This is a genomic window from Albidovulum sediminis (assembly GCF_025380365.1).
GTDB lineage: Bacteria > Pseudomonadota > Alphaproteobacteria > Rhodobacterales > Rhodobacteraceae > Albidovulum > Albidovulum sediminis.
The window spans coordinates 521,768-548,608 of sequence record NZ_JAOCQF010000003.1; the positions used below are offsets into that span (position 1 = coordinate 521,768).

Sequence of the window (26,841 nt, forward strand, 5' to 3'; positions counted from 1 at the left end):
TTCCCCATGTTCCGGTTCTTCGAGAACCTCGTCGATCCCTATGTGGCCTATGAGGAAAGGGACGAGCCGCCCCGGCGCCTTGTCCCCTTCCTGAGGGAGTACGCCCGGCCGTTCCGCGGCGTCTTCGCGGTTGCGATCGTGGTCAAGGTGCTGACCGCGCTGACCGAGGTCGGGCTGATCTGGTACATGGGCCGCATCGTCGATTTCCTGTCGGGCGACGATCCGCGCGCGGCCCTTGCGGCGCATTGGCTGGAGATCGCTGCCGCGGCGGTTTTCGTGCTGTGCCTGCGCCCCTTCGTCGCCGGGCTGGACGTCGCGCTTCTGCACAACACCATCGTGCCGAACCTGCGCACGCTGGTCAGCTGGCGCGCGCACCGGCACATCCTGCGCCAGCCGGTGGGATGGTTCGAGAACGACTTTGCCGGACGCATCGCAAACCGCGTGATGCAGACGCCCCCCGCGACCAGCGATGCCGTCTATCAGCTGCTTGACGCGATGACCTTCGCGTTCACGACTTTCCTCGGTTCGGTCGCCCTGCTGTCAACGGTGGATTCCCGGCTCGTGGTGCCGCTGGTCCTGTGGTTCCTTGGCTATCTCCTGCTTCTCAAGGTCTCGGTCGCGAAGGTGGCCCCGGCGGCGCAGGCGGCATCTGGTGCCCGGTCGGCGGTCACGGGGCGGATCGTTGACAGCTACGCCAACATCCACTCGGTCAAGCTCTTCGCCCACGACGACCGGGAAATCGCCTATGCCGGCGAGGTGATCGAAAACGCCCGGACCGCGCTGCAAAGGGAAATGCGGATCATCACCCGCATGGACATCATCCTGACCGCGCTGAACGGTGCGCTGATCGTCGGGCTTTCGGGGCTGTCGATCTGGCTCTGGTACAGCGACGCGGCTTCGGTCGGGATCGTCGCGGTGGCGACGACGATGGCGCTCAGGCTCAACAACATGACCTACTGGATCATGTGGGCCTCGACCGCGCTGGTGCAGGCGCTGGGCACCGTGGCCGAGGGGATGGAGACCATCGCGCAGCCGATCGGCCTGGTGGACCGGCCGGCCGCCAGCGACCTGCAACTCAACGAGGGCCGGATCGAGATCCGCGGCCTCAGCCATCACTACGGACGCGGCTCTGGCGGGCTGGCCGCCATCGACCTGACCATCGAGCCGGGCGAAAAGATCGGGATCGTCGGGCGATCGGGGGCAGGGAAATCGACGCTGGTGAAACTGCTCCTGCGCTTCTACGACGCCGAGGCCGGGTCGATCCGCATCGACGGGCAGGACATTGCCACGGTCACGCAATCCAGCCTGCGCCGCCATATCGGCATGGTGCAGCAGGAAACCAGCCTGTTGCACCGGTCGGTGCGGGACAACATCCTTTACGGACGACCCGACGCGACCGAGGCCCAGATGATCGAGGCGGCCAGACGGGCTGAGGCGCACGACTTCATCGAAACGCTGCGCGACCCGGCCGGGCGCGGTGGTTACGATGCGCAGGTGGGCGAACGCGGGGTGAAGCTGTCGGGCGGCCAGCGCCAGCGCATCGCGCTTGCCCGCGTGATCCTGAAGGACGCGCCGATCCTGGTGCTGGACGAGGCGACATCGGCGCTTGACAGCGAGGTGGAGGCGGCGATCCAGTCGACGCTTTACGGCGTCATGGAAGGCAAGACCGTGATCGCCATCGCGCACCGGCTCTCGACCATCGCGCGGATGGACCGGATCGTGGTGCTGGACGACGGCAGGGTTGCGGAGGAAGGGACGCATGCCCAGCTTCTGGCCATGAACGGTCTTTACGCACGCTTCTGGGAACGCCAATCGGGCGGCTTCATCGGCATCGACGATGAGGCCGAAAAGGCCGCCGAATGAAGCTCGCCACGCTCTTCGACGCTTTCGCGCCCGCCGATGGACAGCCGCCCAACCGGCTGCTGCCGTTCTTCGGCTGGTGCCTTTCAGGATCGTGGCCTACCCTTATCATGGCCGCCGCCGCGTCCTCGGTCGCGGGGGTGATGGAGGTGGTCACGGCCTATTTTCTGGGCCAGGTCATCGATGCGGCCAGCGCGACGGGGCCGGAAGGGTTCTTTTCCGCCAACCTTTCGCTTCTGCTGTGGATCGCCTTTTTCTTCATCGTTCTGCGCCCGCTTGCCTTCGGGGCTTCCTCAGCGTCGAACGCCATCGCGGTCGGGCCGAACCTGACGCCGCTTGTCCTGTCGCGGCTCCACCGCTGGACGATGGGTCAGGCGGTGACCTTCTTCGACAACGACTTTGCAGGGCGCATTGCGCAAAAGCAGATGCAGACCGCCCGCGCCGTCACCGATGTCGCGACCGAGTTCATCAACACCGTATGCTTCGCGCTCGCCTCGCTGATCGGGTCGGCGATCTTTCTGCTGGCGATCGACTTCTGGGGGGCGGTCTCGCTTTCGGTCTGGATCCTCGCCTATGTCGGGTTGATCCGCTTCTTCATCCCGCGGGTGCGGCAGAACTCCGCGGCGCGGGCGGGTGCGCGGGCAATGGTGACCGGGCAGGTCGTCGACACGATTACCAACATCAAGACCGTCAAGCTTTTCGCCCACGCCGAACACGAGGATCGCGCCGCGTTGTCGGCCATGCGCGTCTTCCGCGAACGCTCGCTCGAGTTCGGGGTGATCTCGGCCTGGTTTCGGCTGGCGCTGATGACGCTGGCCGGTTCGCTGCCAGTGATCCTGGTCGGCGGCACGCTGGTGATGTGGACGCATGGGCTGGCCAGCGCTGGCGACATCGCGGCTTCGGGCGCCATTGCCATCCGCATTGCCCAGATGACCGGGTGGGTCAGTTTCACGTTGATGGCGATCTATGCCAACATCGGCGAGGTTGAGGATGGCATGCGCACACTGACGCCGCCGCACACGCTGACCGACGCGCCGGACGCGGAGGAGATGACCCGCGCGCGGGGCGAGATCACCTTCGACCACGTCAGCTTTGCTTACGGGCGCCGGGTTGGCGGGATCGAGGACATCTGCCTGACCGTCCGGCCGGGAGAAAAGATCGGCATCGTCGGCGCCTCGGGCGCGGGCAAGTCGACGCTGGTAGCACTTCTCCTGCGGCTCTACGACAGTGAGAAGGGGCGCGTACTGGTCGACGGGCAGGACGTGACACGCGTGACGCAGGAAAGCCTGCGCCGACAGATCGGCATGGTCACGCAGGAGACGGCGATGTTCAACCGCTCCGCGCGCGACAACATCCTTTACGGCCGCCCGGACGCGACCGAGGCCGAAGTGATTGCCGCCGCCGAGGCCGCCGAGGCGGACGAATTCATCCGCGGCCTTGTCGATCACAAGGGCAAGACCGGCTATGACGCGCAACTTGGCGAACGCGGCGTCCGCCTGTCCGGCGGGCAGCGGCAGCGGATCGCTCTGGCCCGCGCCTTTCTCAAGGACGCGCCGATCCTGGTGCTGGACGAGGCGACCTCGGCGCTTGACAGCGAGGTGGAGGCCGCGATCCAGAGCGCGCTTGGCCGCGTGATGCGCGGAAAGACGGTCCTCGCCATTGCACACCGGCTTTCGACCATCGCGGCGATGGACCGGATCATCGTCCTTGACCGCGGCCGGATCGTCGAGGAGGGAAGCCACGAGACGCTTCTGGCCCGGGGTGGGCTTTATGCGCGCTACTGGAATCGGCAGTCGGGCGGCTTCCTCGGGACCGAGGAAGAGGCGGCGGAGTGAGGCTGACCATCGACAGGCTTGGCCATCTGGGCGACGGCATCGCGCCCGGGCCCGTGTTCGTTCCGGGCGCCCTTCCGGGCGAGGAAGTCGAGGGGGAGGTCACGGGCGACCGCATGCAGGCGCCGCGTATCGTCGCGCCGTCGCCGGACCGGGTCAGGGCAGCCTGCCCGCACTATCGCGCCTGCGGCGGCTGCAATTTGATGCATGCCTCGGACGATTTCATCGCCGAATGGAAGAAGGATGTGGTTCGCTCCGCACTGTCCGGCCAAGCGCTCGAGGCGCCGGTCCGGTCGATTACCACTTCTCCGCCGAATTCACGGCGTCGGGCGACGCTTTCGGGCCGGAGAACCCGGAAAGGAGTCGTCGTCGGATTCCACGGCCGCGCGTCCGATACGGTGGTGCCGATCCCCGGCTGCCTGCTTTTGCGGCGCGAACTTCTGGCGGCCTTGCCTGCGATGGAGGAGATCACGGCCATCGGCGCTTCGCGCAAGGGGGAGCTTTCGCTGACCGTAACCTTGTCGGACGGTGGCATCGACATGGCGCTGACGGGGGGAAAGCCGCTTGAACCGGGGCTTTTCTCAGCGCTCGCCGCGATCGCGGGAAAGGCGGATCTCGCACGGCTGACCTGGGATGGCGAAACCGTGGTGACGGCACGCCCGCCTGTCCAGCGGTTCGGCCGGGCGATGGTGCTTCCCCCATCGGGCGGATTTCTTCAGGCAACCCGAGAGGGCGAGGCGGCACTTTCAGCCTTTGTGGCAGAGGCGGTCGGGACAGCGCGGCGGGTGGCAGACCTGTTCGCCGGTTCGGGCACATTCGCCCTGCCGCTGGCCGAGACGGCAGAGGTTCACGCAGTCGAGGGAGAGGTCGACGCCATTGCCGCCCTCGATGCCGGCTGGCGCCGAGCGGCCGGCCTGCACCGAGTGGCAACCGAAACGCGCGACCTCTTCCGCCGTCCCCTGCTGCCGGACGAGTTGCGCGCCTTCGATGCCGTCGTGATCGACCCGCCGCGTGCCGGGGCAGAGGCGCAGTGCACGGAGCTCGCCCGAAGCGGCGTTCCCGTCGTGGCAATGGTGTCGTGCAATCCCGTCACTTTCGCCCGGGATGCGCGAATCATGTGTCATGGCGGCTATGCGATCGACTGGGTCGAGGTGGTCGATCAGTTCCGGTGGTCCCCGCATGTCGAACTTGTCGCCCGGCTTTCGCGCAGAATCAGCAAATCGTGAGCGGAAATTTGCGCACTTCCCGGAGCGGCCGGTCCCGTGTATCACGCAGGAAAAGACCAACGGCAGGACAGGCAATGAACGGTATCGGAGCAGGTCTGGCGATCGTTGCGGCGGTGGCGCTTGCAGGCTGCGAGAAGTCGAAGTTCCGGAGCTATGACGGACCCGAGGTGACGCAGATCCTCGTGCTCAAGGAAAAGCGGACGATGTTCCTGCTGAACGGGAACACCGCGCTGAAGAAGTACGACATCGCGCTTGGCGGCGATCCGATCGGCGACAAGAAGATCGAGGGTGACCAGAGAACCCCCGAAGGCGTCTACTACATCGACCGGCGCAACCCGAACTCGGCCTTTCATCTGTCGCTGGGAATCTCCTATCCGAACGAAGCCGACGTCGAAGAGGCGAAAGCGCTTGGCAAGCCGCCCGGCGGCGACATCTTCATCCATGGCCGGGCGGGCAGGAACCGGGGGTTCGGCTCCGACTGGACCGCGGGTTGCATCGCGGTATCCGACGATGAGATCGAGGAAGTCTATTCCATGGTCCGGACCGGCACGCCGATCTTCATCGCGCCCTAGCGCCAAACGGTGCCGGAAGGCTTACACTTCAAAGGATTAGCTGCCGGTCAGCAGGGTCCACCAGAGCTTCCCGCTCGGCTCCTGGAACCAGGAGAATCCGATCTGGCGTGCCGCCGGATCAAGGATGACGGCGCGTGTGTCGGGCACATCCATCCAGGCCGCAAGCGTCTCGACCTCGGTCTCATAGGTCTCGGAAATGTTCTCGCCCAGCATCTGCCCGGTGTAGCCCACCCGCCGTACGCGATCGACTGGCGACGACCCGTCGGACCCGAAGTGCCAGGGGCGGTTCTGCACCGACATGTCGCGCGAATGGGTCGCCGCCGCCGCCGTCAGTTCGGCGTTGAGCGCAAGGGGCGGGACCCCGGCCGCCGCGCGCAGCGTATTGACCGAGTCGACCATGGAGAAGGTCACGCGCGATGTATCGCCCGGCTTGATCATGTAGACCTTGGGCAACGGCTTGCCGTCCGGCCCGATCTGCAGGGGCTCGGTCGCGCAGGCCGAAAGCGCCAGGATCGCAACGGCGACAAGACCGAAGTAAGGTTTCATCTGGGCGGTTCCCTGATAGTGCGGCTCCCTCCTTTACAGCCGGCGAATCCATTGTTCAAACGCCATCTTCCGCCGTCGGCGGGAACCTGACGACGGCGTGAGTTGCTCTGCCCGGAAATGAGGGGTAGGTTCCGCGCACCATGACGCCCCGCGTCCAATCAACATGGAGACAGGCATGAGCTCCGATACCTCTCGCAGGCTCGATCGACGCAGCTTCCTTGGCGCTGCCGCCCTTCTGGGCGTTGCCGCCGCGACACCCGTCCGCGCGCAGTTCGGCGCCGAGACGACCGAGTACGAACAGGATCCGACATCCAACTTCCGCCGCAACATCTCGAGCTTCCGCGCCCTCGACTGGCGCCCGTACTTCGAGAACACCCGCAAGGGCGCGATCCTTGTCGACATCACGTCGCGGGCGCTGCACTTCTGGTCGGAGGACCAAAGCATCTATCGCCTGTTCCCGACCAGCGTCCCCTTGAGCGAGGACCTGACGCGTCGCGGCCGCACCGAGGTTGTCCGCAAGGTGGAGGGGCCTGAATGGCGCCCGACCCCGGCGATGAAGGAACGCAATCCTGACTGGCCGGACTATGTTCCCGCAGGACCGGACAATCCGCTCGGGACCCATGCGCTCTACCTGTCGTGGCAGTTCTACCGCATCCACGGCACCCACGACACGCGCAAGATCGGCCGGCGTTCGTCGAACGGTTGTGTTGGGCTTTACAACGAGCACATAGCGGAACTTTTCGGCATGGCGAAAGTTGGTACGCAGGTGTTGCTTATTTGACGACAGGGGCGAAACCTTTGTCCCTGCTGCATAAGGGGCGTTGCAAAAAATGCGCCGTGTGGGTTAGTGGGCGATACGAGGTACTGAATGAATGCCCGGGCGTTCCTCATGAAACCTGTGCCGGGTGAACTTGGAGACTCTAAAATGAAAAAGCTTGCACTTGCTGCCGCTCTCTCGCTCGCCGCGACCACCGCTTTCGCTGGCGGTATGGCTGAGCCGGTGATGGAAGAAGAAGTTGTGACCCAGGAAGCGTCGTCCTCGAGCGCCGGTATCGTGGTTCCGCTCCTCCTCCTCCTGCTCGTTGCCGCTGCGGCTTCGTCCAACTGATCGGGAAACCGTTCAGGAAGGGGGCGGTGGATTTCCACCGCCCCTTTTCATTGCTCAGACCCAGCCGGCAAGATTGTCGCCAATGACGGCCATCAGCGCAGCGATGTGCGCGTCGTCGTCGTTCAGGCAGGGGACGTAGGTGAAGCTTTCACCGCCGGCGTGTTCGAACGCCTCCCGGATCTCGCCCTGAATCTCTTCCAGCGTCTCGATGCAATCGGCGGCGAAGGCCGGCGAGATGACGGCAATCCGTTTCTTTCCCGCCTTGGCAAGTTCGGCCACATGTTCGACCGTGTAGGGTCGCAGCCATTCCTCGCGCCCGAAGACGGATTGGAAGGTGGTGTCAATCGAATCCGCCTGCCATCCCAGCCGCTCCCTCAGCAGGCGAGAGGTCTTCTGGCACTGGCAATGGTAGGGGTCGCCCTGCATCAGATAGCGCTTCGGCATCCCGTGGTAGGACGCCACCAGCACGTCCGGCTTGTGGTCCAGGCCCGCATAGGCCCGCTCCACCGATTGCGCGAGGGCCTCGACATAAAGCGGGTGGTCGAAGTATTCGGGCGCGACGCGCACCGCGGGCTGGCGCTTTTCCTTCATCAGCGCGCGGAACAACTCGTCGTTGGCGGTGGCTGAGGTCGCGCCGGCGTATTGCGGATAAAGCGGCAGGAACAGTAACCGCTCACACCCCTCGTCAACCATCCTGCGCACCACGCCTTGCGTCGAGGGGTTGCCGTAGCGCATGCAGAACTCGACCATGACATCGGCGTCGTAGCGCGCCGCGACAGCCGCGCGCAGCTTTGCGACCTGCGCCTTGGTGATCGTCATCAGCGGGCTTTCCCCCGCCTCGTGATTCCAGATCGAGCGGTAGTTCGCGCCCGAGGTGAAGGGCCGCTTCGACAGGATGATCAACTGCAGAAGCGGCTGCCACTTCCACGAGGGAATGTCGATCACCCGCTTGTCCGACAGAAACTCGCCCAGGTAGCGGCGCATCGACCAGTAGTCATGGTTGTCGGGCGTTCCGAGGTTCGCGACCAGAACGCCGATGCGGCGGCGCGGTTGCGGCGGGTGGTCTTTCGGCGCGTGCGCAAGGCGGCCCTCTCCGGGCCGGTCGATTATCGCAGTCATCAGGCTCCCCTTCTGTCCCGGCCGCTCCGAGATAGTCGTTTTTGCAGCCGTATCAAAGCGGCTTGGCGGAAGTGTCGCGGCCGCCGCCCGGGCGAAGGGCATCGGCCAGCCGGTGCGCAGCACTTCCGGGCCGCAGCGGTTTCTGCTGCGTCTCGTGCGGGGACCAGCCCGTCAAGAACATCATCTCGAACGTGGCGCGAACCCGGCCCTCGTCGGCGGGGAAGCTCTGGGCGTAGATGCGGGCCGCTTCGGGGAAGAGATCCCGCCGTGGCCAGCGGCGGTTGCGTGCGGCAAGGGCGTTGCCCTCGCCCATCGCCCGAAGGTCGGCCATGAGGTGGAAGGCGGTCCGGTAGGTGACGGTCTTGACGACCGAATCGGCGACCGGAAGGGCGAATCCCGCCCGCTGCAACAACCCGCCGATGTCGCGGATCTCGCCCATCGGCAGAACGCGCGGCGACAGCCCGCCGGTCAGGGCGGCCTCGGCCTCGGCCAGCGCGGCGCGAAGTTCGCTGAGCGTCCGCCCGCCGAACATGACCCCCAGGAACAGCCCGTCGGCCACTAGGCCCCGCCGGCACTGCACAAGCTGTCCGACAGGGTCGTTCGCCCAGTGGAGCCCGAAGGCGTGGATGATCAGATCATGCGCCTGCGGCGTAATGTCGAGCAGGTCGTCATCGGCGATCCGACGCGCGTCGGGCCACAGGTCCCCCCAGGGATCAGGAAATCCGCCGATGATCAGCGGCGTCGTAAACCTTCTGTTAACTTCGCCGAGCCTTTCCTTGATCTCGACGGCGGCTTCCTCCTGCAGGAAGGCTTCCGTCCCCTGCCGCTGCGCCCGCAAACGGTTGCGGGCAAGGGCGGCACGGTCGGTGATATCGGGTGGCTGCTGCATGGCGCGACCCTAGGGGTTCGGAATGGGATTGCAAGGTCTCGCGCGGGTGTTCTTTCCGCCTCAATGCGTCAGCTGCGGGGCGCCGACATCGACCGAATTCGGCCTGTGCAGCGCGTGCTGGCCGAAGACGCCCTTCATCACGGGGCTGGTCTGCGACACCTGCGGCGTCCCACTTCCGGGCACCGACGAAGGCAGGCCGGAACATTGCGACGACTGTCTGACCCTGGCGCGGCCCTGGGCGCGCGGGCGCGCGGCGCTGCTTTACACGGACAACGGCCGCAGCCTGGTGCTGGGCCTGAAACACGGCGATCGTCTCGACCTCCTGCGCCCGATGGCCGAATGGCTGGAGCGGGCGGCAGGGCCGATCCTGGCCCCCGACATGCTGATTGCGCCCGTGCCGCTGCACTGGTCGCGGCTCCTGCGGCGGCGCTACAACCAGTCGGCGCTCCTGTCCCGCGCGCTTGCCACACGCACCGGGCTGGAACATTGCCCGGATCTTCTGTTGCGCCGCCGCCGCACGCCATCGCAGGACCATCGCGACCGCGACGCACGGTTCGCGAACCTTTCCGGCGCCATTGCCGCCCATCCCCGCCACGCCGGCCGCATCCGTGACCGCCGCATCTTTCTGGTCGACGACGTCATGACATCCGGAGCCACCTTTGCCGCGGCTGCCGATGCCTGCCTCGCAGCCGGCGCAAAGGAGGTGTGCGTTCTTGCACTGGCACGTGTTGCGAAGGATGCCTAAGTTCCTGTAGTTACGCCAACAGCCCGGCAGGAAATCATGGCAGTCGTTGAAATTTATACTACCCCCTATTGCCCCTATTGCACCGCAGCCAAGCGGTTGCTGGCCCGCAAGGGCGTGAGCTTTCAGGAAACCGACGTGTCGAGGCAACCCGAGCTTCGCAAGCAGATGATGGTTCGTGCCGGTGGACGCCACACCGTGCCGCAGATATTCATCAATGGCCGCCATGTCGGCGGATCCGACGATATCCACGCGCTGGACCACCGTGGCCAGCTTGACCCGCTTCTGGCAGGATAGTGCATGAAGATCGGCCTTCTGCAGCTTTGCTCCTCTGATCAGCCGGACGAAAACCTGGCGGTGACGACGGACCTGCTGCGCAAGGCCGCCGAAGGGGGCGCGTCCTTCATCCTCACGCCCGAGGTGACGAACTGCGTGTCGTCCGACCGGGCCCACCAGGACAGGGTGATCCGGACCGAAACCGAGGACGCGACGTTGTCGACGCTCGCGTCCGAGGCGCGGGCGCTGGGCATCTGGCTTCTGATCGGATCGCTGGCGTTGAAGACCGAAGGCGGCGACGGGCGATACGCCAACCGTTCGTTCCTGATCGCCCCGGATGGCCGCATCGCGGCGCGCTACGACAAGATCCACATGTTCGACGTGAACGTGTCGGAAACCGAGCAGTACCGGGAATCCGCAGGCTTCCGGCCGGGTGCCCGCGCGGTGGTGGCGGCAACGCCCTTTGCCAGAATCGGGCTGAGCGTCTGTTATGACCTCAGGTTTCCCCATCTCTATCGCCGGCTTGCGCAGGCGGGGGCAGAGATCCTGACCGTTCCCGCCGCCTTCAACGACACCACGGGTGCCGCGCACTGGGAAAGCCTGCTGCGGGCGCGCGCGATCGAGAATGGCGCCTTTGTGCTGGCGCCGGCGCAAAGCGGAAGCCACGCCGTCCACAACGGCCGGCCACGCCGGACTTGGGGGCATTCGATGGTCGTCGCGCCCTGGGGCGAGGTTCTGGCGGACGGCGGAACCGACGTCGGCGTGATCCTTGCGGACATCGACCTGGCAGAGGTCGCGCGCGCGCGGCAGCGGATTCCGTCCCTGACCCACGACCGCGACTTCGAGGGGCCCTGAGATGGCCGATCCGCACGAACCCCTTGCCATCGCGCTCTTTTCCGAGGTCTTTATGGCCGACCAGCTGGCGCGCAACCGGATTTCCCGCGCGTTGCCGAAGGGGATGGAGCTGTCGCATTTCTCCGTGCTCAACCATCTGGCCAACATTTCCGATGAGCGGACACCGGCGCAGCTGGCCGATGCCTTTCATGTCACGCGTGGCGCGATGACCAATACGCTCGCCAAGCTGGAATGGGCGGGACATATCCACATCCGGCCCGACTGGGACGACGCACGGCGCAAGTTCGTGTCGCTGAGCCCGGCAGGGCGTTCCGCGCGCGACGCCGCCCTTGCCTCGATCGCGCCGATCCTGACCGACCTTGTGCGCGCGATCGGGCACGACAAGGTACGTGCCGTCCTGCCGGTCCTGCGCGACCTGCGGTTGCGGCTTGGCCAGGACGGCTGAGCCGCCTCACGGATGGCGCGCGGCCATCACGTAGTTCACCGACAGGTCGCGGTCCGAGATTGACCACTGCCAACTGACCGGGTTGAAGACGAACCCCTTGCGGTCGACCGGCGCCAGCCCCGCGGTGCGCAGCAGAGCCTCAAGCTCGGCGGGCGTGATGAACCGGGACCAGTCGTGGGTGCCCTTCGGCAGCCATCGCATCACCCACTCGGCACCGATGATAGCGGCCATGAAGCTCTTTGCGTTCCGGTTGATCGTGGACGCGATCATGAGCCCGCCGGGTTTCAGCAGCGCCCGGCAGGTTGCAAGAAAGCCCGCCGGATCCGCCACATGCTCGACCACTTCCATGCACAGCACGACGTCGAAGCGTTCGCCGGCCTCGGCCATCCGTTCCGCCGTGGTGTGGCGGTAGTCGATGGCCAGCCCCTGCGATTCCGCATGCAGGCGGGCAACGGGGATGTTCCGCTCGGCGGCATCCGCCCCGACCACATCGGCGCCAAGCCGCGCCATCGGCTCGGACAGGAGCCCGCCACCGCAGCCGATGTCGAGAAGCCGCAGACCGGCGAAGGGCGCTGAGGTGGCAAGGTCGCGCCCGAACTCGGCGGCGATCTGGCGGGTGATGTAGTCGAGCCTGACCGGGTTCATCATGTGCAGCGGCTTGAACTTGCCGTGCGGGTTCCACCATTCGGCTGCCATCGCCTCGAACTTGGCGATTTCGGCGGGATCGACGGTATCTTGCGTGTGCTGCATCCGGTTCTCCGGTCGGTACTGGCCCCCATGGCGGGACGCTTCTTTTGCGGTATATAGTCCAGGCATGGACCGCTCCGCAGGGCAAAAGCGCACAGGCGCCAATCTTTATTCGCAGGTCGAACCCTTCGACCGGCAATTCCTCGATGTGGGCGAGGGGCATCGCGTCTACGTCGAACAATGCGGGCAACCGGACGGGCTGCCGGTTCTGGTCCTGCACGGCGGACCCGGCGGCGGATCGTCGCCCGCCATGCGGAGGTTCTTCGACCCGTCGGTCTATCGCGTTGTCCTCTTTGACCAGCGCGGCTGCGGACGGTCGGAGCCGAATGCCGCAGTTCAGGCGAACACGACCTGGCACCTGGTTGCCGACATCGAACGCATCCGCAAGGCGTTGGGAATCGACCGCTGGATCGTCTTCGGCGGAAGCTGGGGTGCCACGCTGGGCCTGATCTACGCCGAGACGCATCCCGACCGCGTGATCCACCTCGTCCTGCGCGGCGTCTTCCTGATGACGCAGGCCGAGCTTGACTGGTTCTACGGCGGCGGGGCCGGGGCCTTCTGGCCCGAACTGTGGCAGCGTTTCGCCGGCATGGTCCCGGCGGATGAACGCGCCGACCTGATCGGCGCCTACCACAAGCGGTTGTTCTCGGGAAACCCCGCCGAGGAGGCGCGATTCGCGCGCGCCTGGACGGGATGGGAAAATGCCCTTGCCAGCATCGAGAACGAAGGCCTGACGGGCGATGCGCCCAGCGATTACGCCCGCGCCTTTGCCCGGCTTGAGAACCATTACTTCGTCAACCATGGATTTTTGGAGACGGACGGCCAGATCCTCCGCGACCTCCCGAAGATTCAAGATATCCCCGGCACCATCGTGCAGGGCCGTTACGACATGATCTGCCCGCCGCTGACGGCGTGGAAGCTGACACAGTCATGGCGCCGGTCCGAGTTGCGGATGATCCCCGTCGCCGGTCACGCGCTGTCGGAACCGGGCATCAGCGCGGAACTGGTGCGGGTGATGGACGGGCTCAGGGCATGAGTGCGGGCTGGATCTTCGCGGCGTTTCTTCTCGGCTCGGGAGCTGCGGCGGCAAGCGGCGCCGTCTTCAAGCCGGGCAGTTGGTACGACGGCCTGAAACGGCCGCGCTGGACACCGCCCGGATGGGTGTTCCCGCTGGTCTGGACCACGCTTTACATCCTGATGGCATGGGCGGCGACACGCGTCGCGCTGCGGCCGGAAAACGGCGCCGCACTCGCGCTTTACGCCGCGCAGATCGCGCTGAACACGCTCTGGACGCCGGTCTTCTTCGGGGCGAGGCGGATCGGCCTCGGGGCGGTCGTCCTTCTTGCCCTGCTGGCGACTGTTGTCACGATGATCCCCGCCTTCTGGAGGGTGGACTGGTTCGCCGGCCTGCTCCTGCTGCCCTATGGCGCGTGGCTTTGTCTTGCGTCGGTGCTGAACCTATGGATCTGGCGGAACAACCGGTCGTCAGCTTAGCGCTTAGCTTAGCGCTTGCAGACTCACCCCCGTTCCCCTATATCGCCTTCAACAGCGGCGTTGCGGGGTCCAAACTCGCAACCCACCGGGAAAGATCGACGGGCCGCAGGGCCCGTTTTTTATTGCTTGGAACCCATGACCGACCTCATCGCGAAAACCGCCATCGACCGTCGCCTGGCCGAGATCGTGACCCCGACCATCGAGGGCCTGGGGTTCGAGCTGGTGCGTATCCGGCTGATGGGCGGCAACACCAAGACGCTTCAGATCATGGCCGACCGACCCGACGGCGGCATCGATGTTGACGACTGCGGGCGGATTTCAACCGCCGTTTCCGCCGTGCTCGATGTCGAGGACCCGATCGAGGAGGCCTATACGCTCGAAGTCTCCTCGCCGGGGATCGACCGACCGCTGACGCGGCTGAAGGATTTCGACGCCTGGAAGGGATACGAGGCCAAGATCGAAACCGCCGAGATGATCGACGGGCGCAAGCGGTTCAAGGGCGAGCTTGCCGGAACCGAAGGCGACGAGGTCCTGATCGAGATCGAGGAAGGCACGATCGGGCTCCGGTTCGACTGGCTTTCCGACGCAAAGCTGGTCCTGACGGATGAGCTGATCACCGAAATGCTGCGGCAGAAGAAGGCGCATCCCGCGCCGGACGAAACGCAGTTCGACCACATCGAAGAAGATACTTCCGAGGAGGAGTGACATGGCGATTACCTCTGCCAACCAGCTCGAGCTTCTGCAGACGGCCGAGGCGGTCGCGCGGGAAAAGATGATCGACCCGGATCTGGTGATCCAGGCGATGGAGGAAAGCCTCGCCCGTGCGGCCAAGTCCCGCTACGGCTCCGAGATGGACATTCGCGTGAAGATCGACCGCAAGACGGGCCGCGCGAACTTTACCCGCGTCCGCACCGTGGTCGAGGATGACGCGGTCGAGAACTATCAGGCTCAGCTCACGGCCCAGCAGGCGAAGCAGTACCTCGCCGACCCGAAGGTGGGCGACACGATCGTGGACGAGGTGCCGCCGGTCGAACTTGGCCGCATCGCCGCGCAATCCGCCAAGCAGGTGATCCTTCAGAAGGTCCGCGAGGCCGAGCGCGACCGCCAGTTCGAGGAATTCAAGGACCGCAAGGGCTCGATCATCAACGGCGTGGTCAAGCGCGAGGAATACGGCAACATCATCGTCGACATCGGCCGCGGCGAGGCGATCCTGCGCCGGAACGAGAAGATCGGCCGCGAAAGCTACCGCCCGAACGACCGCATCCGCGCCTATATCAAGGACGTCCGCCGCGAGGCCCGCGGCCCGCAGGTCTTCCTGTCGCGCACCGATCCGCAGTTCATGGCGGAACTGTTCAAGATGGAAGTGCCGGAGATCTACGACGGCATCATCGAGATCAAGGCCGTGGCCCGCGATCCGGGCAGCCGCGCCAAGATCGGCGTCATCTCCTACGACAACTCGATCGACCCGGTCGGCGCCTGCGTCGGCATGCGCGGCAGCCGCGTTCAGGCCGTGGTGAACGAGCTTCAGGGCGAGAAGATCGACATCATCCCGTGGAACGAGGATCAGGCAACCTTCCTTGTCAACGCGCTTCAGCCGGCCGAGGTTTCGAAGGTCGTCATCGACGAGGAAGGCGGCAAGATCGAGGTCGTGGTGCCGGACGAGCAGCTGTCGCTCGCCATCGGCCGCCGGGGCCAGAACGTGCGGCTCGCCAGCCAGCTGACCGGCCTCGACATCGACATCCTGACCGAAGCCGAGGAAAGCCAGCGCCGTCAGGCCGAGTTCGCCGAACGCACGAAGCTGTTCATGGAGGCGCTCGATCTGGACGAATTCTTCGCCCAGCTTCTGGTCGCCGAGGGCTTCACGAGCCTCGAGGAAGTGGCTTACGTCGAGCTTGACGAGCTTCTGTCGATCGAGGGCGTCGACGAAGGCACTGCCGAGGAACTTCAGGCCCGCGCCCGCGACTTCATCGAGGAGCAGAACCGCAAGGCTCTGGAAACCGCCCGTTCGCTGGGCGTCGAGGACAGCCTGATCGAGTTCGACGGCCTGACCCCGCAGATGGTCGAGGCACTGGCCAAGGACGGGATCAAGACGCTCGAGGATTTCGCGACCTGCGCCGACTGGGAACTGGCCGGCGGCTGGACCACCGTTAACGGCGAACGCGTGAAGGACGAGGGCCTGCTCGAGAAGTTCGACGTCAGTCTTGAAGAGGCGCAGCACCTGGTGATGACCGCGCGCATCCAGCTTGGCTGGGTCGATCCGGCGGAGATGGATGCCGAAGGCGAGGCCGATGACCAGGAGGAGGCCGAGGCCTGAGCCTCGGACAGTGCCGATGACCCGAGGCGGACGCGAAAAGGACAGGGACGGGCCGGAACGGCGCTGCATCGTCACGGGTGACGTGCAGCCCAAGGCCGGTCTTGTCCGTTTCGTCGTCTCCCCCGCGGGCGAGGTCATGCCCGACCTCGCCGGCAAGCTTCCCGGCCGCGGCATCTGGGTCACGGCGGATCGCGATGCCATCGCGAAGGCTGCCGCCAAGGGGCTGTTCGCGCGCGCGGCGCGGGCTCAGGTCACGGTCGCCCCGAACCTTGCCGATGTCGTCGAGGAAGGTCTGGCGAAGCGCGTCGTCGAACTGGTTTCGCTGGCGCGCAAGGCCGGTCTTGCCGTCGCCGGGTTCGAGAAGGTCAAGGGCTGGCTGGCGGAGGGCAAGGCAAAGGTGCTTCTGCAGGCGTCCGACGGATCCGACCGTGGCAAGGGCAAGCTCTGGACCCCGCAGGGTGGGCGCTGGTTCGGTTGCCTGACATCCTCGGAACTCGGTCTGGCCTTCGGTCGGGATTATGTGATACACGGCGCGCTTGCGTCTGGCGGACTCAGCATCCGTGTTGTAGAGGAAGCCGCAAAGCTTGATGGCTTGCGAAAGATTGACGGCGGAAATTCCGCCGGGAAGGAAACGAAGTCGGCATGAGCGATACAGACGGTAAGAAACCGCTTGGTCTTGGGGGCGGTCGTCCCGGTCAGGTGAAGCAGAGCTTCAGCCACGGCCGGACGAAGAGCGTCGTGGTCGAGACGAAGCGCAAGCGTGTGGTCGTGCCGAAACCGGGTGCCGCGCCGGCGGCTGCGGGCAAGCCCGCGATGTCCGGCGGTGATCCGTCGCGCCGCCCTGCCGGCATCTCAGACGCCGAGATGGAGCGCCGGCTGAAGGCGCTTCAGGCCGCGAAAGCGCGCGAAGTCGTCGAGGCCGAGGCCCGTGCCGCCGAAGAGCGTGCGCGCGAGGAAGAACGGGAACGCCGCCGCGCCGAGGCGGAGGCGAAGGAGCGCGAAGAGCGCGAGCGCGAAGAGGCGCTGCGGCTGAAGGCCGAGGAAGAGGAACGCCGCGCCCGCGAGGCCGAGGTGCGCGCCGCCCGCAAGGAAGAAGTGCGCAAGCCCGCGCCGGCGAAGCCCGCGCCTGCCGATCCGGCCGCCGCCGAGGCTGCCGCCGCACGCGCCGCCACCAAGGGCGTTGCCGCTGCGGGACCCCGCAAGACCGACCGGGAACGCGACGACCGCGGCGCCCCGGACCGTGACAGCCGCAATCGCGGCGCCGCCCGCGATGAGGCGCGCCGTTCCGGCAAGCTGACCCTGTCCGAGGCGCTGGACGAGGGCGGGCGCCAGCGGTCGCTCGCCGCGATGAAGCGCAAGCAGGAAAAGGCCCGCGCCAAGGCGATGGGTTTCGGCCACAAGGCCGAGAAACAAAGCCGTGACGTGCAGTTGCCCGAAACCATCGTGGTCAGCGAACTGGCCAACCGCATGGCCGAACGTGCCGCCGACGTGGTCAAGGCGCTCATGAAGATGGGCATGATGGTCACGATGAACCAGTCGATCGATGCCGACACCGCGGAGATCGTGATCGAGGAATTCGGCCACCGCGCGGTCCGGGTCTCGGATTCGGACGTCGAGCAGGTCATCGACACGGTCGAGGACAAGGACGAAGATCTTCTGCCGCGGCCGGCGATCGTCACGATCATGGGCCACGTCGACCACGGCAAGACCTCGCTTCTGGACGCGATCCGCAAGACCAACGTCGTCGCGGGCGAAGCGGGCGGCATTACCCAGCACATCGGCGCCTATCAGGTGAAAACCCCGAACGGCAGCTTGGTGACCTTCCTTGACACGCCGGGCCACGCTGCCTTCACCTCGATGCGCGCGCGCGGCGCGCAGGTGACGGACATCGTCATCCTGGTGGTTGCCGCCGACGACGCGGTGATGCCGCAGACGGTCGAGGCGATCAACCACGCCAAGGCCGCCAGGGTTCCGATGATCGTCGCCATCAACAAGTGCGACAAGCCCAGCGCCAACCCGCAGAAGGTGCGGACCGACCTTCTCCAGCACGAAGTCGTGGTGGAAGCGATGTCGGGCGAAGTGCAGGACGTCGAGGTTTCGGCGCTGACGGGCAAAGGCCTGGACGAACTTCTGGACGCCATCGCACTGCAGGCCGAGATCCTGGAGCTGAAGGCCAATCCCGAGCGCGCCGCGGCGGGTGCCGTGATTGAGGCGAAGCTTGACGTGGGGCGCGGCCCGGTGGCGACCGTTCTGGTTCAGAACGGAACCCTGCGTCAGGGCGATATCTTCGTCGTCGGCGAACAGTGGGGCAAGGTCCGCGCGCTGATGAACGACAAGGGCGAAAGGGTGCAGGAAGCCGGCCCCTCGGTTCCGGTCGAGGTTCTGGGTCTGAACGGTACGCCCGAGGCCGGCGACGTCCTGAACGTCGTCGAGACCGAAGCGCAGGCGCGCGAAATCGCGGCCTACCGAATCCAGGCCGCCAAGGACAAGCGCGCGGCGGCAGGCGCGGCCACGACACTCGAACAACTCATGGCGAAGGCCAAGGCCGACGAAACCGTTGCCGAACTGCCCATCGTCGTGAAGGCGGATGTGCAAGGCTCGGCCGAGGCGATCGTTCAGGCGATGGAAAAGATTGGCAACGACGAGGTGCGTGTGCGCGTTCTGCACTACGGTGTGGGCGCGATCACCGAATCCGACATCGGTCTTGCCGAAGCCTCGGGCGCGCCGGTCATCGGCTTCAACGTCCGCGCCAACGCGCCCGCGCGCAATGCCGCGAACCAGAAGGGTGTGGAGATCCGCTATTACTCCATCATCTACGACCTTGTGGACGATATCAAAGCCGCTGCCTCGGGTCTGCTCAAGGCCGAGGTGCGCGAGAACTTCATCGGCTACGCCAAGATCCTCGAGGTCTTCAAGGTGTCGGGCGTCGGCAAGGTCGCCGGCTGTCTTGTCACCGAAGGGGTGGCGCGGCGTTCCGCGGGCGTCCGTCTCCTGCGCGACAACGTGGTGGTCCACGAAGGCACTCTGAAGACGCTCAAGCGCTTCAAGGACGAAGTCAAGGAAGTGCAATCGGGCCAGGAATGCGGCATGGCCTTCGAAAACTACGATGACATCCGGCAGAACGATGTCATCGAGATCTTCGAACGCGAAGAGGTCGTGCGGAAGCTGAACTGACGCCGCACGGTCGAACGAAAGAGAGAGGCCGCCTTTTCAGGCGGCCTTTTTCGTGACTGGCAGGCCTTCGAAAACCCTGCTGCCGACGCGAATCTGGATCCGCCCGTCGGTCAATTCCTTCTCGAAGGTGCCCTGAACCTGCACGCAACTTCCGATCACGATGGTTCGCAGCATGGCCCTCGCCCCCCCTGTTGGGCTGCTGATTTCATCCCGGTCGTTGCCTGTTTTGAGCCGAGTTGGCCCATAATTTGCATGTTCGATGCGATTCTGGAAACAAATTGACTCCGCATGGCCCAGATGGCCGCTAAAGCCAATCGCGCAGGATCGGGATCAGCGGCAGATCGGCCGGTGGCATGGGGTAGTTGCGAAGATCGTTTGCACGCACCCAGGCCAGCGCCTGCCCTTCACGGGCGTGGGGAATGCCTTGCCATTTCCGGCAGGCGAACAGCGGCATCAGCAAGTGAAAATCCTCGTAGGCGTGGCTCGCGAAGGTCAGGGGCGCAAGACAGCTTTTCCAGGTGTCGATCCCCAATTCCTCGTGCAGTTCCCGGATCAGCGCCGCCTCCGGGCTTTCTCCGGGTTCGACCTTGCCGCCGGGGAATTCCCACAGGCCGGCGAGCGACTTGCCCGCCGGCCGCTGCGCCAGCAGAACCCGTCCGTCGACATCGATCAGCGCGACCGCCGAAACCAGGACGACCCGCGTCACGACCGGTAGTCGGCGTTGATGTCGATGTAGCGATGCGTCAGGTCGCAGGTCCAGACACTTTTCGCGCCCTTGCCGAGCCCGAGGTCGACGCCAATGACAAGGTCCTGCCGCTTCATGTAGTCGGACGCCGCCTGTTCGCTGTAGTCGGGAACGCGCCAACCCTTCTCGGCCACGAGGAGGTCTCCGAACCGGATCGAGATCAGGTCGCGGTCGGCGCGCGCACCGGATTTGCCGATCGCAGCGACGATCCGGCCCCAGTTCGCATCCTCGCCGGCAATCGCGGTCTTGACCAGGGGCGAGTTGGCGATGGCCATCGCGATGCGGTGGGCATCCGCCGCATCCGCGGCCCCCGTAACCCGAACCTCGACGAATTTCGTGGCCCCTTCGCCGTCCCGCACCACCTGATGCGCAAGATCCATCATCACGCGGCGCAGCGCCGCTTCGAATTCGCGCGCGACCTTGCCGCGCAGATCGGTGATCGGGGCCGCGTCGGACATGCCCGTGGCGGCGACGATCAGCGCGTCCGAGGTCGAGGTGTCGCTGTCCACCGTGATCGCGTTGAAGGTGTCGTCGACCTGGCGCGAGACCATCTTTTGCAGCGCCTTCGAGGGGATGGCCGCGTCGGTGAAGATGTAGACCAGCATGGTTGCCATGTCGGGCGCGATCATGCCCGATCCCTTGGCGATGCCGGCGATGCGGATGGTGCCGCCTTCGCCCGCCAACTCGGCAGCCGCCCCTTTGGCAAAGGTGTCGGTGGTCATGATCGCGCGGGCCGCAAGCTCTATCGCGCCGTCATCCAGACCGGCAACCAGCTCAGGAAGGCTGGCGGTGATCCGTTTATGTGGCAAAGGTTCGCCGATCACGCCGGTCGAGGAGGACAAGACGCGTGACGGAGGCAGGCCAAGGGCCGCTGCAACGCCGGAAGTCACCGCGTCCACGGCCTCCTGCCCGGCCTTTCCGGTGAAGGCGTTGGCGTTGCCGGAGTTGACGATGATCGCGGCGCCATCCTCGCTTTCGGCGGCAATTTTCAGCTTCGACTGGCAGTCCAGAACGCAGGCCGCGCGGGTAGATGAGCGGGTGAAGGCGCCGGCCAGGGCGGTTCCCGGGGCCAGCCGCGCCAGCATCACGTCCGTGCGACCCGCATAGCGCACACCGGCCGCGACCGTCGCGAACTCCACACCCGCGATGCGGGGAAGGGTCGGAAAGCCGTTCTTCGGCGCAAGCGGCGACACTGTCGCGGCCGTCTTGCCGGAACCGACCGTATCCTTCGCGGCCTTCTTGACCTTCTTGCGAAGCTTCTGGACCTTTTCCTTCAGCTTCTTCACGTCGGCCTTCAGATCGGCGCCTTTCCTGGCCATCGTGCCCCCCTGTGGCGGTGCGTCAATTGTCGATCAGTGCGGTGTTCTTCAGGATTACCGGATCCATGCCTTCCGAGTTCCGCTTGATCTCGGCAGATTCGGTCAGCGCGGTCACTGCGGCCTCGACCGCCTTCTGCTGCAATTCCCCTGCAAGTTCGTCCCGCGTCTCATCAAGCGTCGGAACCGTCGCTGCCCGGGTCTCCATCAACTTGATGATATGCCAGCCGAATTCGGTCTGGACCGGATCGGACAGCTGGCCGGCTTGCAGGGCAACGACGGCATCCTCGAACGGCTTGACCATCATGCCAAGCCCGAACCAGCCCAGATCGCCACCGTTCGGGCCGGACGGCCCGGTCGACATCTCGGTTGCAACCGTGGCGAAATCGGCGCCGCCGTCCAGTCTCGCGCGCACGGCCTTGGCCTCTTCCTCGCTCTCCACAAGGATGTGGGCGGCGTGATACTCGGTGCCCGGATCAACCTTGCCATAGCGTTCGTCATAAAGGGCCTGAAGCGCCTCATCGGTGACCGCGGCATCGGCGATCGTGTTCAGGGCCTCGTTCGACAGATAGGCAAGCCGCTGGGTTGCGAGCATCAGTTCGGTGCGTTTCGACAGCGGCTGCGGAACCTGCTGCGCCAGGGCGGTCTGCTGGATCAACTGCTCGAGAATTCCGTCGAACAGCGTCTTGTCATCCATCGACAGATATTGGGCCGGCAGGGCTTCGCGCAGCGCGATCATCTGGCCCAGGGTGATGTCTGTGCCATTGACCGTGGCGACGACCGTTCCCGCCTCGGGCTCCTGCGCAAGCGCCGGCGTCGTCAGGGTCAGCACACATGCCGCCGCCCAGAGTATCGTCCGTCTCGACATCGTTATAGCTCCTGCTCGTGCTGCCGGCCCTTGCGGCGTTGACTATCCCGTGCCAGCCGCTTACATCGCGTGGGGTCCTGCGGGGCTCCGCCGGCCCGGGTTTCGTTGTTCTTCTAGGCAACGCTGAGGGTGGCGGCAAGCCGCATTCGCAGGAACCGTCAGTCCTACCCGAGCGGAGAAAAGATGCTGGGCCTCGGAACACTCGCGAAGAAGGTCTTCGGCACGCCGAACGACCGCAAGGTCAAATCGGTTCGCCCGCTGATCGAGAAGATCAACGCGCTGGAGCCGGAGTTCCAGAAGCTCAGCGATGACGGGCTGAAGGAAAAGACGCGCGCCTTGCAGGAGCGGGTGCAGGGCGGGGAAAGCCTTGAGGCGGTCCTGCCCGAGGCTTTCGCCAACTGCCGCGAGGCGGCCAAGCGCGCCCTTGGCCTCAGGGCATTCGACGTGCAGCTGATGGGCGGCATCTTCCTTCATCAGGGCAACATCGCCGAGATGAAGACTGGCGAGGGCAAGACCCTGGTCGCGACCTTTCCGGCCTATCTGAACGCCCTGACCGGGCGCGGGGTGCATATCGTCACCGTCAACGACTATCTCGCCAAGCGGGATGCCGAGTGGATGAGCAAGGTCTACACTGCGCTCGGCATGACCACGGGTGTGGTCTACCCGTTCCAGCCGGACCAGGAAAAGCGCGACGCCTACCGCGCCGACATCACCTATGCCACCAACAACGAACTGGGCTTCGACTACCTTCGTGACAACATGAAGGGCCGGATCGAGGATATGGCTCAGCGCGGCCATTACTTCGCCATCGTCGACGAGGTGGACTCCATCCTCATCGACGAAGCGCGGACGCCGCTCATCATCTCGGGCCCGAGCCAGGACCGGTCGGAGCTTTACAAGACCCTCGACCGGTTCATCCCGCAGCTTTCGGAAGAGCATTACAAGCTCGACGAGAAGGCGCGCAACGCCACCTTCACCGAAGAGGGCAATGAGTATCTCGAGAAGATCCTGTGGGAAGCCGGCGTCCTGCCGGAGAACCAGACGCTTTACGACCCGGAATCGACGACCATCGTCCACCACGTGAACCAGGCACTCAGGGCGCACAAGCTGTTCAACCGCGACCAGCACTATATCGTGCGCGATGGCGAGGTGATCCTGATCGACGAGTTCACCGGCCGCATGATGAAGGGCCGCCGCCTGTCGGACGGGCTGCACCAGGCGATCGAGGCGAAGGAAGGCGTGCAGATCCAGCCGGAGAACGTCACCCTCGCCTCGGTCACGTTCCAGAACTACTTCCGCCTCTATGAAAAGCTTGCGGGCATGACCGGCACCGCGGCGACAGAGGCCGAGGAATTCATGGAGATCTACAAGCTGGGCGTGGTCGAGGTTCCGACGAACCGCCCTGTCCAGCGGGTCGACGACCACGATCAGGTCTATCGCACAGCGCGAGAGAAGTATCTGGCGATCATCGAGCGCATCCGCGAGGTCCACGCCAAGGGGCAGCCGATCCTGGTCGGCACGACCTCGATCGAGAAGTCGGAGATGCTGTCGCAGATGTTGACGAAGGAGGGCATCGCGCACGATGTGCTCAACGCCCGCCAGCATGAGCGCGAGGCGATGATTGTCGCCGATGCGGGCAAGCCCGGCGCCGTCACCATCGCCACGAACATGGCCGGACGCGGCACCGACATCCAGCTTGGCGGCAACGTCGAGATCAAGGTGATGCAGGCGCTGGCCGCCGACCCCACCGCCCATCCCGATGAGGTCCGCGCCCGGATCGAGGCTGAACACGCCGGCGAACGGCAAAAGGTGCTGGACGCCGGCGGGCTTTATGTCCTGGCCAGCGAGCGTCACGAAAGCCGGCGCATCGACAACCAGTTGCGCGGCCGTTCGGGCCGTCAGGGCGACCCGGGCCGGTCGTCGTTCTATCTCTCGCTCGAAGACGACCTGATGCGGATCTTCGGGTCCGAGCGGCTCGACAAGGTGCTGTCCACCCTCGGCATGAAAGAGGGCGAGGCGATCATCCACCCCTGGGTGAACAAGTCGCTGGAACGGGCGCAGGCGAAAGTCGAGGGCCGCAACTTCGACATCCGAAAGCAGTTGCTGAAGTTCGACGACACCATGAACGACCAGCGCAAGGCGATCTTCGCGCAGCGGCTGGAGATCATGCAGTCGGAGGATCTGGAAGAGATCGTCCAGGACATGCGGCATCAGGTGATCGACGACCTTGTCGACGAATACCTTCCGCCCAAGTCCTATGCCGAGCAGTGGGATACGGCCGGCCTGGCGCAAAAGCTTCGCCAATCCATGTCGCTGGACCTGCCGATCGCCGCCTGGGCCGAGGAGGAAGGCGTCGATCAGGAGGTCATGCGCGAACGGCTTTACGAGGCAAGCGACAAGCTCGCGGCGGAAAAGCTGGCGGCGTTCGGTGCCGACACCATGCGGCAGATCGAAAAGCAGTTCCTGCTGCAGACGATCGACAGCAAGTGGCGCGAACATCTTGTCACGCTTGAGCACCTTCGCTCGGTGGTCGGCTTCCGCGGTTATGCGCAGCGCGATCCGCTGTCGGAGTACAAGACCGAAGCCTTCGCGCTGTTCGAGACGCTTCTGAACGGGCTCCGGACCGAGATCACCGAAAAGCTGGCCAAGGTCAGGCCGCTGACCGAGGACGAGCAGGCCGCGATGCTTCAGCAGATGGTCGCCGCCCAGCAGGCGCAGCGCGCACCCCAACCGGCCGAGCCGGAGCCGACACCCGCGCCGGCACCTGCGGCGAAGCCGGCTCCGGCGCTGGCTGCGGCAACGGCTGCTGCCGGTTTCGTCGAGGATGATCCGGCAACCTGGGGCAACCCAAGCCGGAACGATCCCTGCCCCTGCGGGTCGGGGGAGAAGTTCAAGCACTGCCACGGCAAATTGGCCTGAAAGGCCCCGCGCCCGGTGATGCGTACCGGGCGCGGCCTGCGCCCTATTGGCGCCATGCATCCGTCAAAGTTCTCCGCTAGCCACGGCTGGGGGCATGGAGGGTGGAATGCGCGTCTCCGCTGCGCGTGCAACGATGATCGGCGCTGTCGTGGCGGCGCTGGCAATGACAGTCTGGGCGGAGAATTCCGCGCAGGCGCGGCGTTTTGCGGACACGGATGAAGGCGCCCTGCCACCCGCGCCGGTGCAGGTGGCCGTCGGCGTTCTGGGCGATGCGCGCCCGACGCTGCCCGCCGAGCGGCCGGATGGCGCGGTTCCCGTGCTGGTGGCCGATGCGCGCCTGTCGGAACGTGTCGCCTCGCTGGAGCGGCCGGATCCGCGTCAGACGTCTGCAGCCAGCCAGAGCTACAGCGCCTATGGCATCGCCTGCCGGCGCCCGGACCTGTCGGTGACGGCCCTTCCGGGGGGGTTCCTGCGCCTTGAGGTCGCCGCGCCGTGCCTTCCGGCGACGCCGGTGGAGGTGACCTATGGAGCGCTCCGCTTTCGATTGCCGCTCGATGGGTTCGGCCGGGCGGCACAGACCCTTCCCGCACTGGCACAAAAATCCAGTGTCACGGCCGAATTTGCCGACGGATCGCGGGTGATCCGGCGCAAGACCGTGGCGGATTTCGACCGCGGTCGTGTCACCGTCCTCTTGAACGACGAAACCGGGCCTGAACCGGCCAGTTCCGCCCCGGTCTTTCGCGCGCTTCTGGATGCGGTCACCGGTGCGCCTTTGGAGCTTCTGTCCGTCGAAGGCGGCGGGCAACTCAGCCTCGACACCGGGGCCGCGCCCGATCTGTGCGGCCGCGACCTTCAGGGCTGGTTGCTGCAAGGGGCGGAGGAGGGCGAGGCGCAGCGCTTCGCCGTTGCCATGCCCGACTGCACGCTTGCCGGTGCAAGGATCGTGCTCGATTTCGGTCGGCTGGCGGGCGGCCCCGACCAAACCCGCTCAGAGTAGGCCGGCCGAGCGAAAGCTGGTTTCGCGGGACTTGCCAATGATGAGGTGATCGTGAAGGACGATTCCCATCACCGTCAGCGCATCGAGAATCTGGTTGGTCAACAGGATGTCCTGCTGCGAGGGGGTCGGGTCGCCCGAGGGGTGATTGTGAACGAGAATGAGCGCGGAGGCGTTCAGTTCCAGTGCCCGCTTCACGACCTCTCGCGGGTAGACCGGAACGTGGTCGACCGTGCCGCGCGCCTGCTCCTCATCCGCGATCAGGACATTCTTGCGGTCCAGGAACAGGATGCGGAACTGTTCTGTCTCGCGATAGGCCATGGCGGTGTGGCAGTAGTCCAGAAGCGCACTCCAGGATGAGAGGATGGGGCGGTGCAGCACCTTCGCGCGTGCCAGCCGCTGCGCCGCCGCCTCCACCACCCGCAGTTCGGTGATCACGGCCTCGCCCACCCCCTCAACCTCGGCCAGGCGGTCCTGAGGCGCGGTCAGGACGCGGCTGAAATCGCCGAACCGGTCGATCAGGCGGCGCGCAAGCGGCTTGACGTCCTGCCGGGGAATTGCCCGGAAGAGGAGCAGCTCCAGAAGCTCATAATCCGGCATCGCAGCCGAACCGCCCTGAAGGAAGCGTTCGCGCAGGCGCTTGCGATGGTCGCGGATGTAGGAGGGAAGCCGACCGGGGTTGAGCGCGGATTCCGGCGCCTCGTCGGCGTCGAAAAGAAGGGGCGATTCCTGGAAGGCACGGGGCTGGCTCATGCGCACAGCCTCGTTGCAGGAAGTGAATGAAAGCTTAATGCGGGCCG

27 protein-coding genes are annotated in these 26,841 nt (G+C 65.6%); 18 read left to right on the forward strand and 9 right to left on the reverse strand.

Translation table 11 applies throughout. The features are described 5' to 3' along the window. The first annotated feature begins 6 nt into the window (after positions 1 to 6). The 4 genes from N5I32_RS17490 (at position 7) to N5I32_RS17505 (ending at position 5,490) form a co-directional block, all read left to right on the forward strand. On the forward strand, positions 7 to 1,863 hold the full coding sequence (locus N5I32_RS17490; RefSeq protein ID WP_261497198.1) for an ABC transporter ATP-binding protein: 1,857 nt from the start codon (positions 7 to 9) through the stop codon (positions 1,861 to 1,863). Next, the gene (locus N5I32_RS17495) at positions 1,860 to 3,695 is read left to right on the forward strand and encodes an ABC transporter ATP-binding protein (protein ID WP_261497199.1); all 1,836 of its coding nucleotides are present in this window, start codon (positions 1,860 to 1,862) and stop codon (positions 3,693 to 3,695) included. The genes N5I32_RS17490 and N5I32_RS17495 overlap by 4 nt, the downstream gene beginning before the upstream one ends. Continuing rightward, complete coding sequence (locus N5I32_RS17500; protein WP_261497200.1) at positions 3,692 to 4,918, forward strand: class I SAM-dependent RNA methyltransferase; 1,227 nt, start codon at positions 3,692 to 3,694, stop codon at positions 4,916 to 4,918. The genes N5I32_RS17495 and N5I32_RS17500 overlap by 4 nt, the downstream gene beginning before the upstream one ends. A 74-nt stretch (positions 4,919 to 4,992) precedes the next feature. Then, the gene (locus N5I32_RS17505; RefSeq protein WP_261497201.1) at positions 4,993 to 5,490 is read left to right on the forward strand and encodes a L,D-transpeptidase family protein; all 498 of its coding nucleotides are present in this window, start codon (positions 4,993 to 4,995) and stop codon (positions 5,488 to 5,490) included. Positions 5,491 to 5,526: 36 nt separating this feature from the next. On the opposite strand, the gene dalA is transcribed toward N5I32_RS17505, so the two are convergent. Further along, positions 5,527 to 6,036 (reverse strand): divisome-associated lipoprotein DalA, encoded by a 510-nt coding sequence (gene dalA, locus N5I32_RS17510; protein ID WP_261497202.1) that lies wholly within the window; start codon positions 6,034 to 6,036, stop codon positions 5,527 to 5,529. A gap of 175 nt (positions 6,037 to 6,211) precedes the next feature. Between dalA and N5I32_RS17515 the strand changes: the two genes are divergently transcribed. Then, entirely contained in the window at positions 6,212 to 6,817 is a 606-nt protein-coding gene (locus N5I32_RS17515) for a L,D-transpeptidase (RefSeq protein WP_261497203.1), read from the forward strand. A 144-nt stretch (positions 6,818 to 6,961) separates the two neighbouring features. Then, positions 6,962 to 7,144, forward strand: coding sequence for a hypothetical protein (locus N5I32_RS17520; protein ID WP_261497204.1), 183 nt, complete (start codon positions 6,962 to 6,964; stop codon positions 7,142 to 7,144). 54 nt (positions 7,145 to 7,198) lie between these two features. Here N5I32_RS17520 and hemH read toward each other — a convergent pair whose 3' ends face one another. Both hemH and N5I32_RS17530 read right to left on the reverse strand, forming a co-directional pair. After that, positions 7,199 to 8,263: a ferrochelatase gene (gene hemH / locus N5I32_RS17525; RefSeq protein ID WP_261497205.1), complete on the reverse strand. Its 1,065-nt coding sequence runs from the start codon at positions 8,261 to 8,263 to the stop codon at positions 7,199 to 7,201. A 52-nt stretch (positions 8,264 to 8,315) separates the two neighbouring features. Beyond that, positions 8,316 to 9,152 carry a methyltransferase domain-containing protein gene (locus N5I32_RS17530; protein ID WP_261497206.1) on the reverse strand — a complete coding sequence of 279 codons (837 nt, stop codon included), beginning with the start codon at positions 9,150 to 9,152 and terminating at the stop codon, positions 8,316 to 8,318. Between the two features lie 22 nt (positions 9,153 to 9,174). Between N5I32_RS17530 and N5I32_RS17535 the strand changes: the two genes are divergently transcribed. The 4 genes from N5I32_RS17535 to N5I32_RS17550 are packed head-to-tail and all read left to right on the forward strand — an operon-like array spanning position 9,175 to position 11,470. Further along, positions 9,175 to 9,897, forward strand: coding sequence for a ComF family protein (locus tag N5I32_RS17535; RefSeq protein WP_261497207.1), 723 nt, complete (start codon positions 9,175 to 9,177; stop codon positions 9,895 to 9,897). A 36-nt stretch (positions 9,898 to 9,933) separates the two neighbouring features. Continuing rightward, entirely contained in the window at positions 9,934 to 10,191 is a 258-nt protein-coding gene (gene grxC / locus N5I32_RS17540; protein ID WP_261497208.1) for a glutaredoxin 3, read from the forward strand. Positions 10,192 to 10,194: 3 nt separating this feature from the next. Further along, on the forward strand, positions 10,195 to 11,025 hold the full coding sequence (locus N5I32_RS17545; protein ID WP_261497209.1) for a carbon-nitrogen hydrolase family protein: 831 nt from the start codon (positions 10,195 to 10,197) through the stop codon (positions 11,023 to 11,025). Between the two features lies 1 nt (position 11,026). Continuing rightward, positions 11,027 to 11,470, forward strand: coding sequence for a MarR family winged helix-turn-helix transcriptional regulator (locus tag N5I32_RS17550; RefSeq protein WP_261497210.1), 444 nt, complete (start codon positions 11,027 to 11,029; stop codon positions 11,468 to 11,470). A 6-nt stretch (positions 11,471 to 11,476) separates the two neighbouring features. Here the strand turns inward: N5I32_RS17550 and ubiG are convergent, their stop codons facing one another. Next, on the reverse strand, positions 11,477 to 12,220 hold the full coding sequence (gene ubiG / locus N5I32_RS17555) for a bifunctional 2-polyprenyl-6-hydroxyphenol methylase/3-demethylubiquinol 3-O-methyltransferase UbiG (protein ID WP_261497211.1): 744 nt from the start codon (positions 12,218 to 12,220) through the stop codon (positions 11,477 to 11,479). A gap of 64 nt (positions 12,221 to 12,284) precedes the next feature. On the opposite strand from ubiG, the gene pip reads away from it, so the two are divergent. The 6 genes from pip (at position 12,285) to infB (ending at position 19,199) form a co-directional block, all read left to right on the forward strand. After that, positions 12,285 to 13,253 carry a prolyl aminopeptidase gene (gene pip, locus N5I32_RS17560; protein ID WP_261497212.1) on the forward strand — a complete coding sequence of 323 codons (969 nt, stop codon included), beginning with the start codon at positions 12,285 to 12,287 and terminating at the stop codon, positions 13,251 to 13,253. Further along, positions 13,250 to 13,711, forward strand: a complete 462-nt coding sequence (gene tspO / locus N5I32_RS17565; protein WP_261497213.1) for a tryptophan-rich sensory protein TspO — start codon at positions 13,250 to 13,252, stop codon at positions 13,709 to 13,711. The genes pip and tspO overlap by 4 nt, the downstream gene beginning before the upstream one ends. 135 nt (positions 13,712 to 13,846) lie before the next feature. Then, positions 13,847 to 14,416, forward strand: coding sequence for a ribosome maturation factor RimP (gene rimP, locus N5I32_RS17570; protein WP_261497214.1), 570 nt, complete (start codon positions 13,847 to 13,849; stop codon positions 14,414 to 14,416). Between the two features lies 1 nt (position 14,417). After that, positions 14,418 to 16,025: a transcription termination factor NusA gene (nusA, locus tag N5I32_RS17575; protein WP_261497215.1), complete on the forward strand. Its 1,608-nt coding sequence runs from the start codon at positions 14,418 to 14,420 to the stop codon at positions 16,023 to 16,025. 16 nt (positions 16,026 to 16,041) lie between these two features. Further along, positions 16,042 to 16,671 (forward strand): RNA-binding protein, encoded by a 630-nt coding sequence (locus tag N5I32_RS17580; RefSeq protein ID WP_261497216.1) that lies wholly within the window; start codon positions 16,042 to 16,044, stop codon positions 16,669 to 16,671. Then, positions 16,668 to 19,199, forward strand: a complete 2,532-nt coding sequence (gene infB, locus N5I32_RS17585; protein ID WP_261497217.1) for a translation initiation factor IF-2 — start codon at positions 16,668 to 16,670, stop codon at positions 19,197 to 19,199. Before N5I32_RS17580 ends, infB begins: the two co-directional genes overlap by 4 nt. Before the next feature lie 36 nt (positions 19,200 to 19,235). Here infB and N5I32_RS17590 read toward each other — a convergent pair whose 3' ends face one another. The 4 genes from N5I32_RS17590 to N5I32_RS17605 form a co-directional block, all read right to left on the reverse strand. Then, entirely contained in the window at positions 19,236 to 19,373 is a 138-nt protein-coding gene (locus tag N5I32_RS17590; RefSeq protein WP_261497218.1) for a hypothetical protein, read from the reverse strand. Positions 19,374 to 19,503: 130 nt separating this feature from the next. Further along, positions 19,504 to 19,905, reverse strand: coding sequence for a (deoxy)nucleoside triphosphate pyrophosphohydrolase (locus N5I32_RS17595; RefSeq protein ID WP_261497219.1), 402 nt, complete (start codon positions 19,903 to 19,905; stop codon positions 19,504 to 19,506). Further along, a complete protein-coding gene (gene argJ / locus N5I32_RS17600; RefSeq protein ID WP_261497220.1) occupies positions 19,902 to 21,263 on the reverse strand; it encodes a bifunctional glutamate N-acetyltransferase/amino-acid acetyltransferase ArgJ in 1,362 nt (453 codons plus the stop codon). Before argJ ends, N5I32_RS17595 begins: the two co-directional genes overlap by 4 nt. Before the next feature lie 22 nt (positions 21,264 to 21,285). Beyond that, a complete protein-coding gene (locus N5I32_RS17605; protein WP_261497221.1) occupies positions 21,286 to 22,128 on the reverse strand; it encodes a peptidylprolyl isomerase in 843 nt (280 codons plus the stop codon). A 183-nt stretch (positions 22,129 to 22,311) separates the two neighbouring features. Between N5I32_RS17605 and secA the strand changes: the two genes are divergently transcribed. Together secA and N5I32_RS17615 are read left to right on the forward strand one after the other, a co-directional pair. Next, a complete protein-coding gene (gene secA / locus N5I32_RS17610) occupies positions 22,312 to 25,047 on the forward strand; it encodes a preprotein translocase subunit SecA (RefSeq protein WP_261497222.1) in 2,736 nt (911 codons plus the stop codon). Between the two features lie 106 nt (positions 25,048 to 25,153). Then, positions 25,154 to 26,044 carry a hypothetical protein gene (locus N5I32_RS17615; RefSeq protein WP_261497223.1) on the forward strand — a complete coding sequence of 297 codons (891 nt, stop codon included), beginning with the start codon at positions 25,154 to 25,156 and terminating at the stop codon, positions 26,042 to 26,044. Here N5I32_RS17615 and radC read toward each other — a convergent pair. Further along, complete coding sequence (gene radC / locus N5I32_RS17620; RefSeq protein WP_261497224.1) at positions 26,036 to 26,794, reverse strand: RadC family protein; 759 nt, start codon at positions 26,792 to 26,794, stop codon at positions 26,036 to 26,038. The two genes, N5I32_RS17615 and radC, sit on opposite strands and share 9 nt — an antisense overlap. Positions 26,795 to 26,841: the final 47 nt, after the last annotated feature.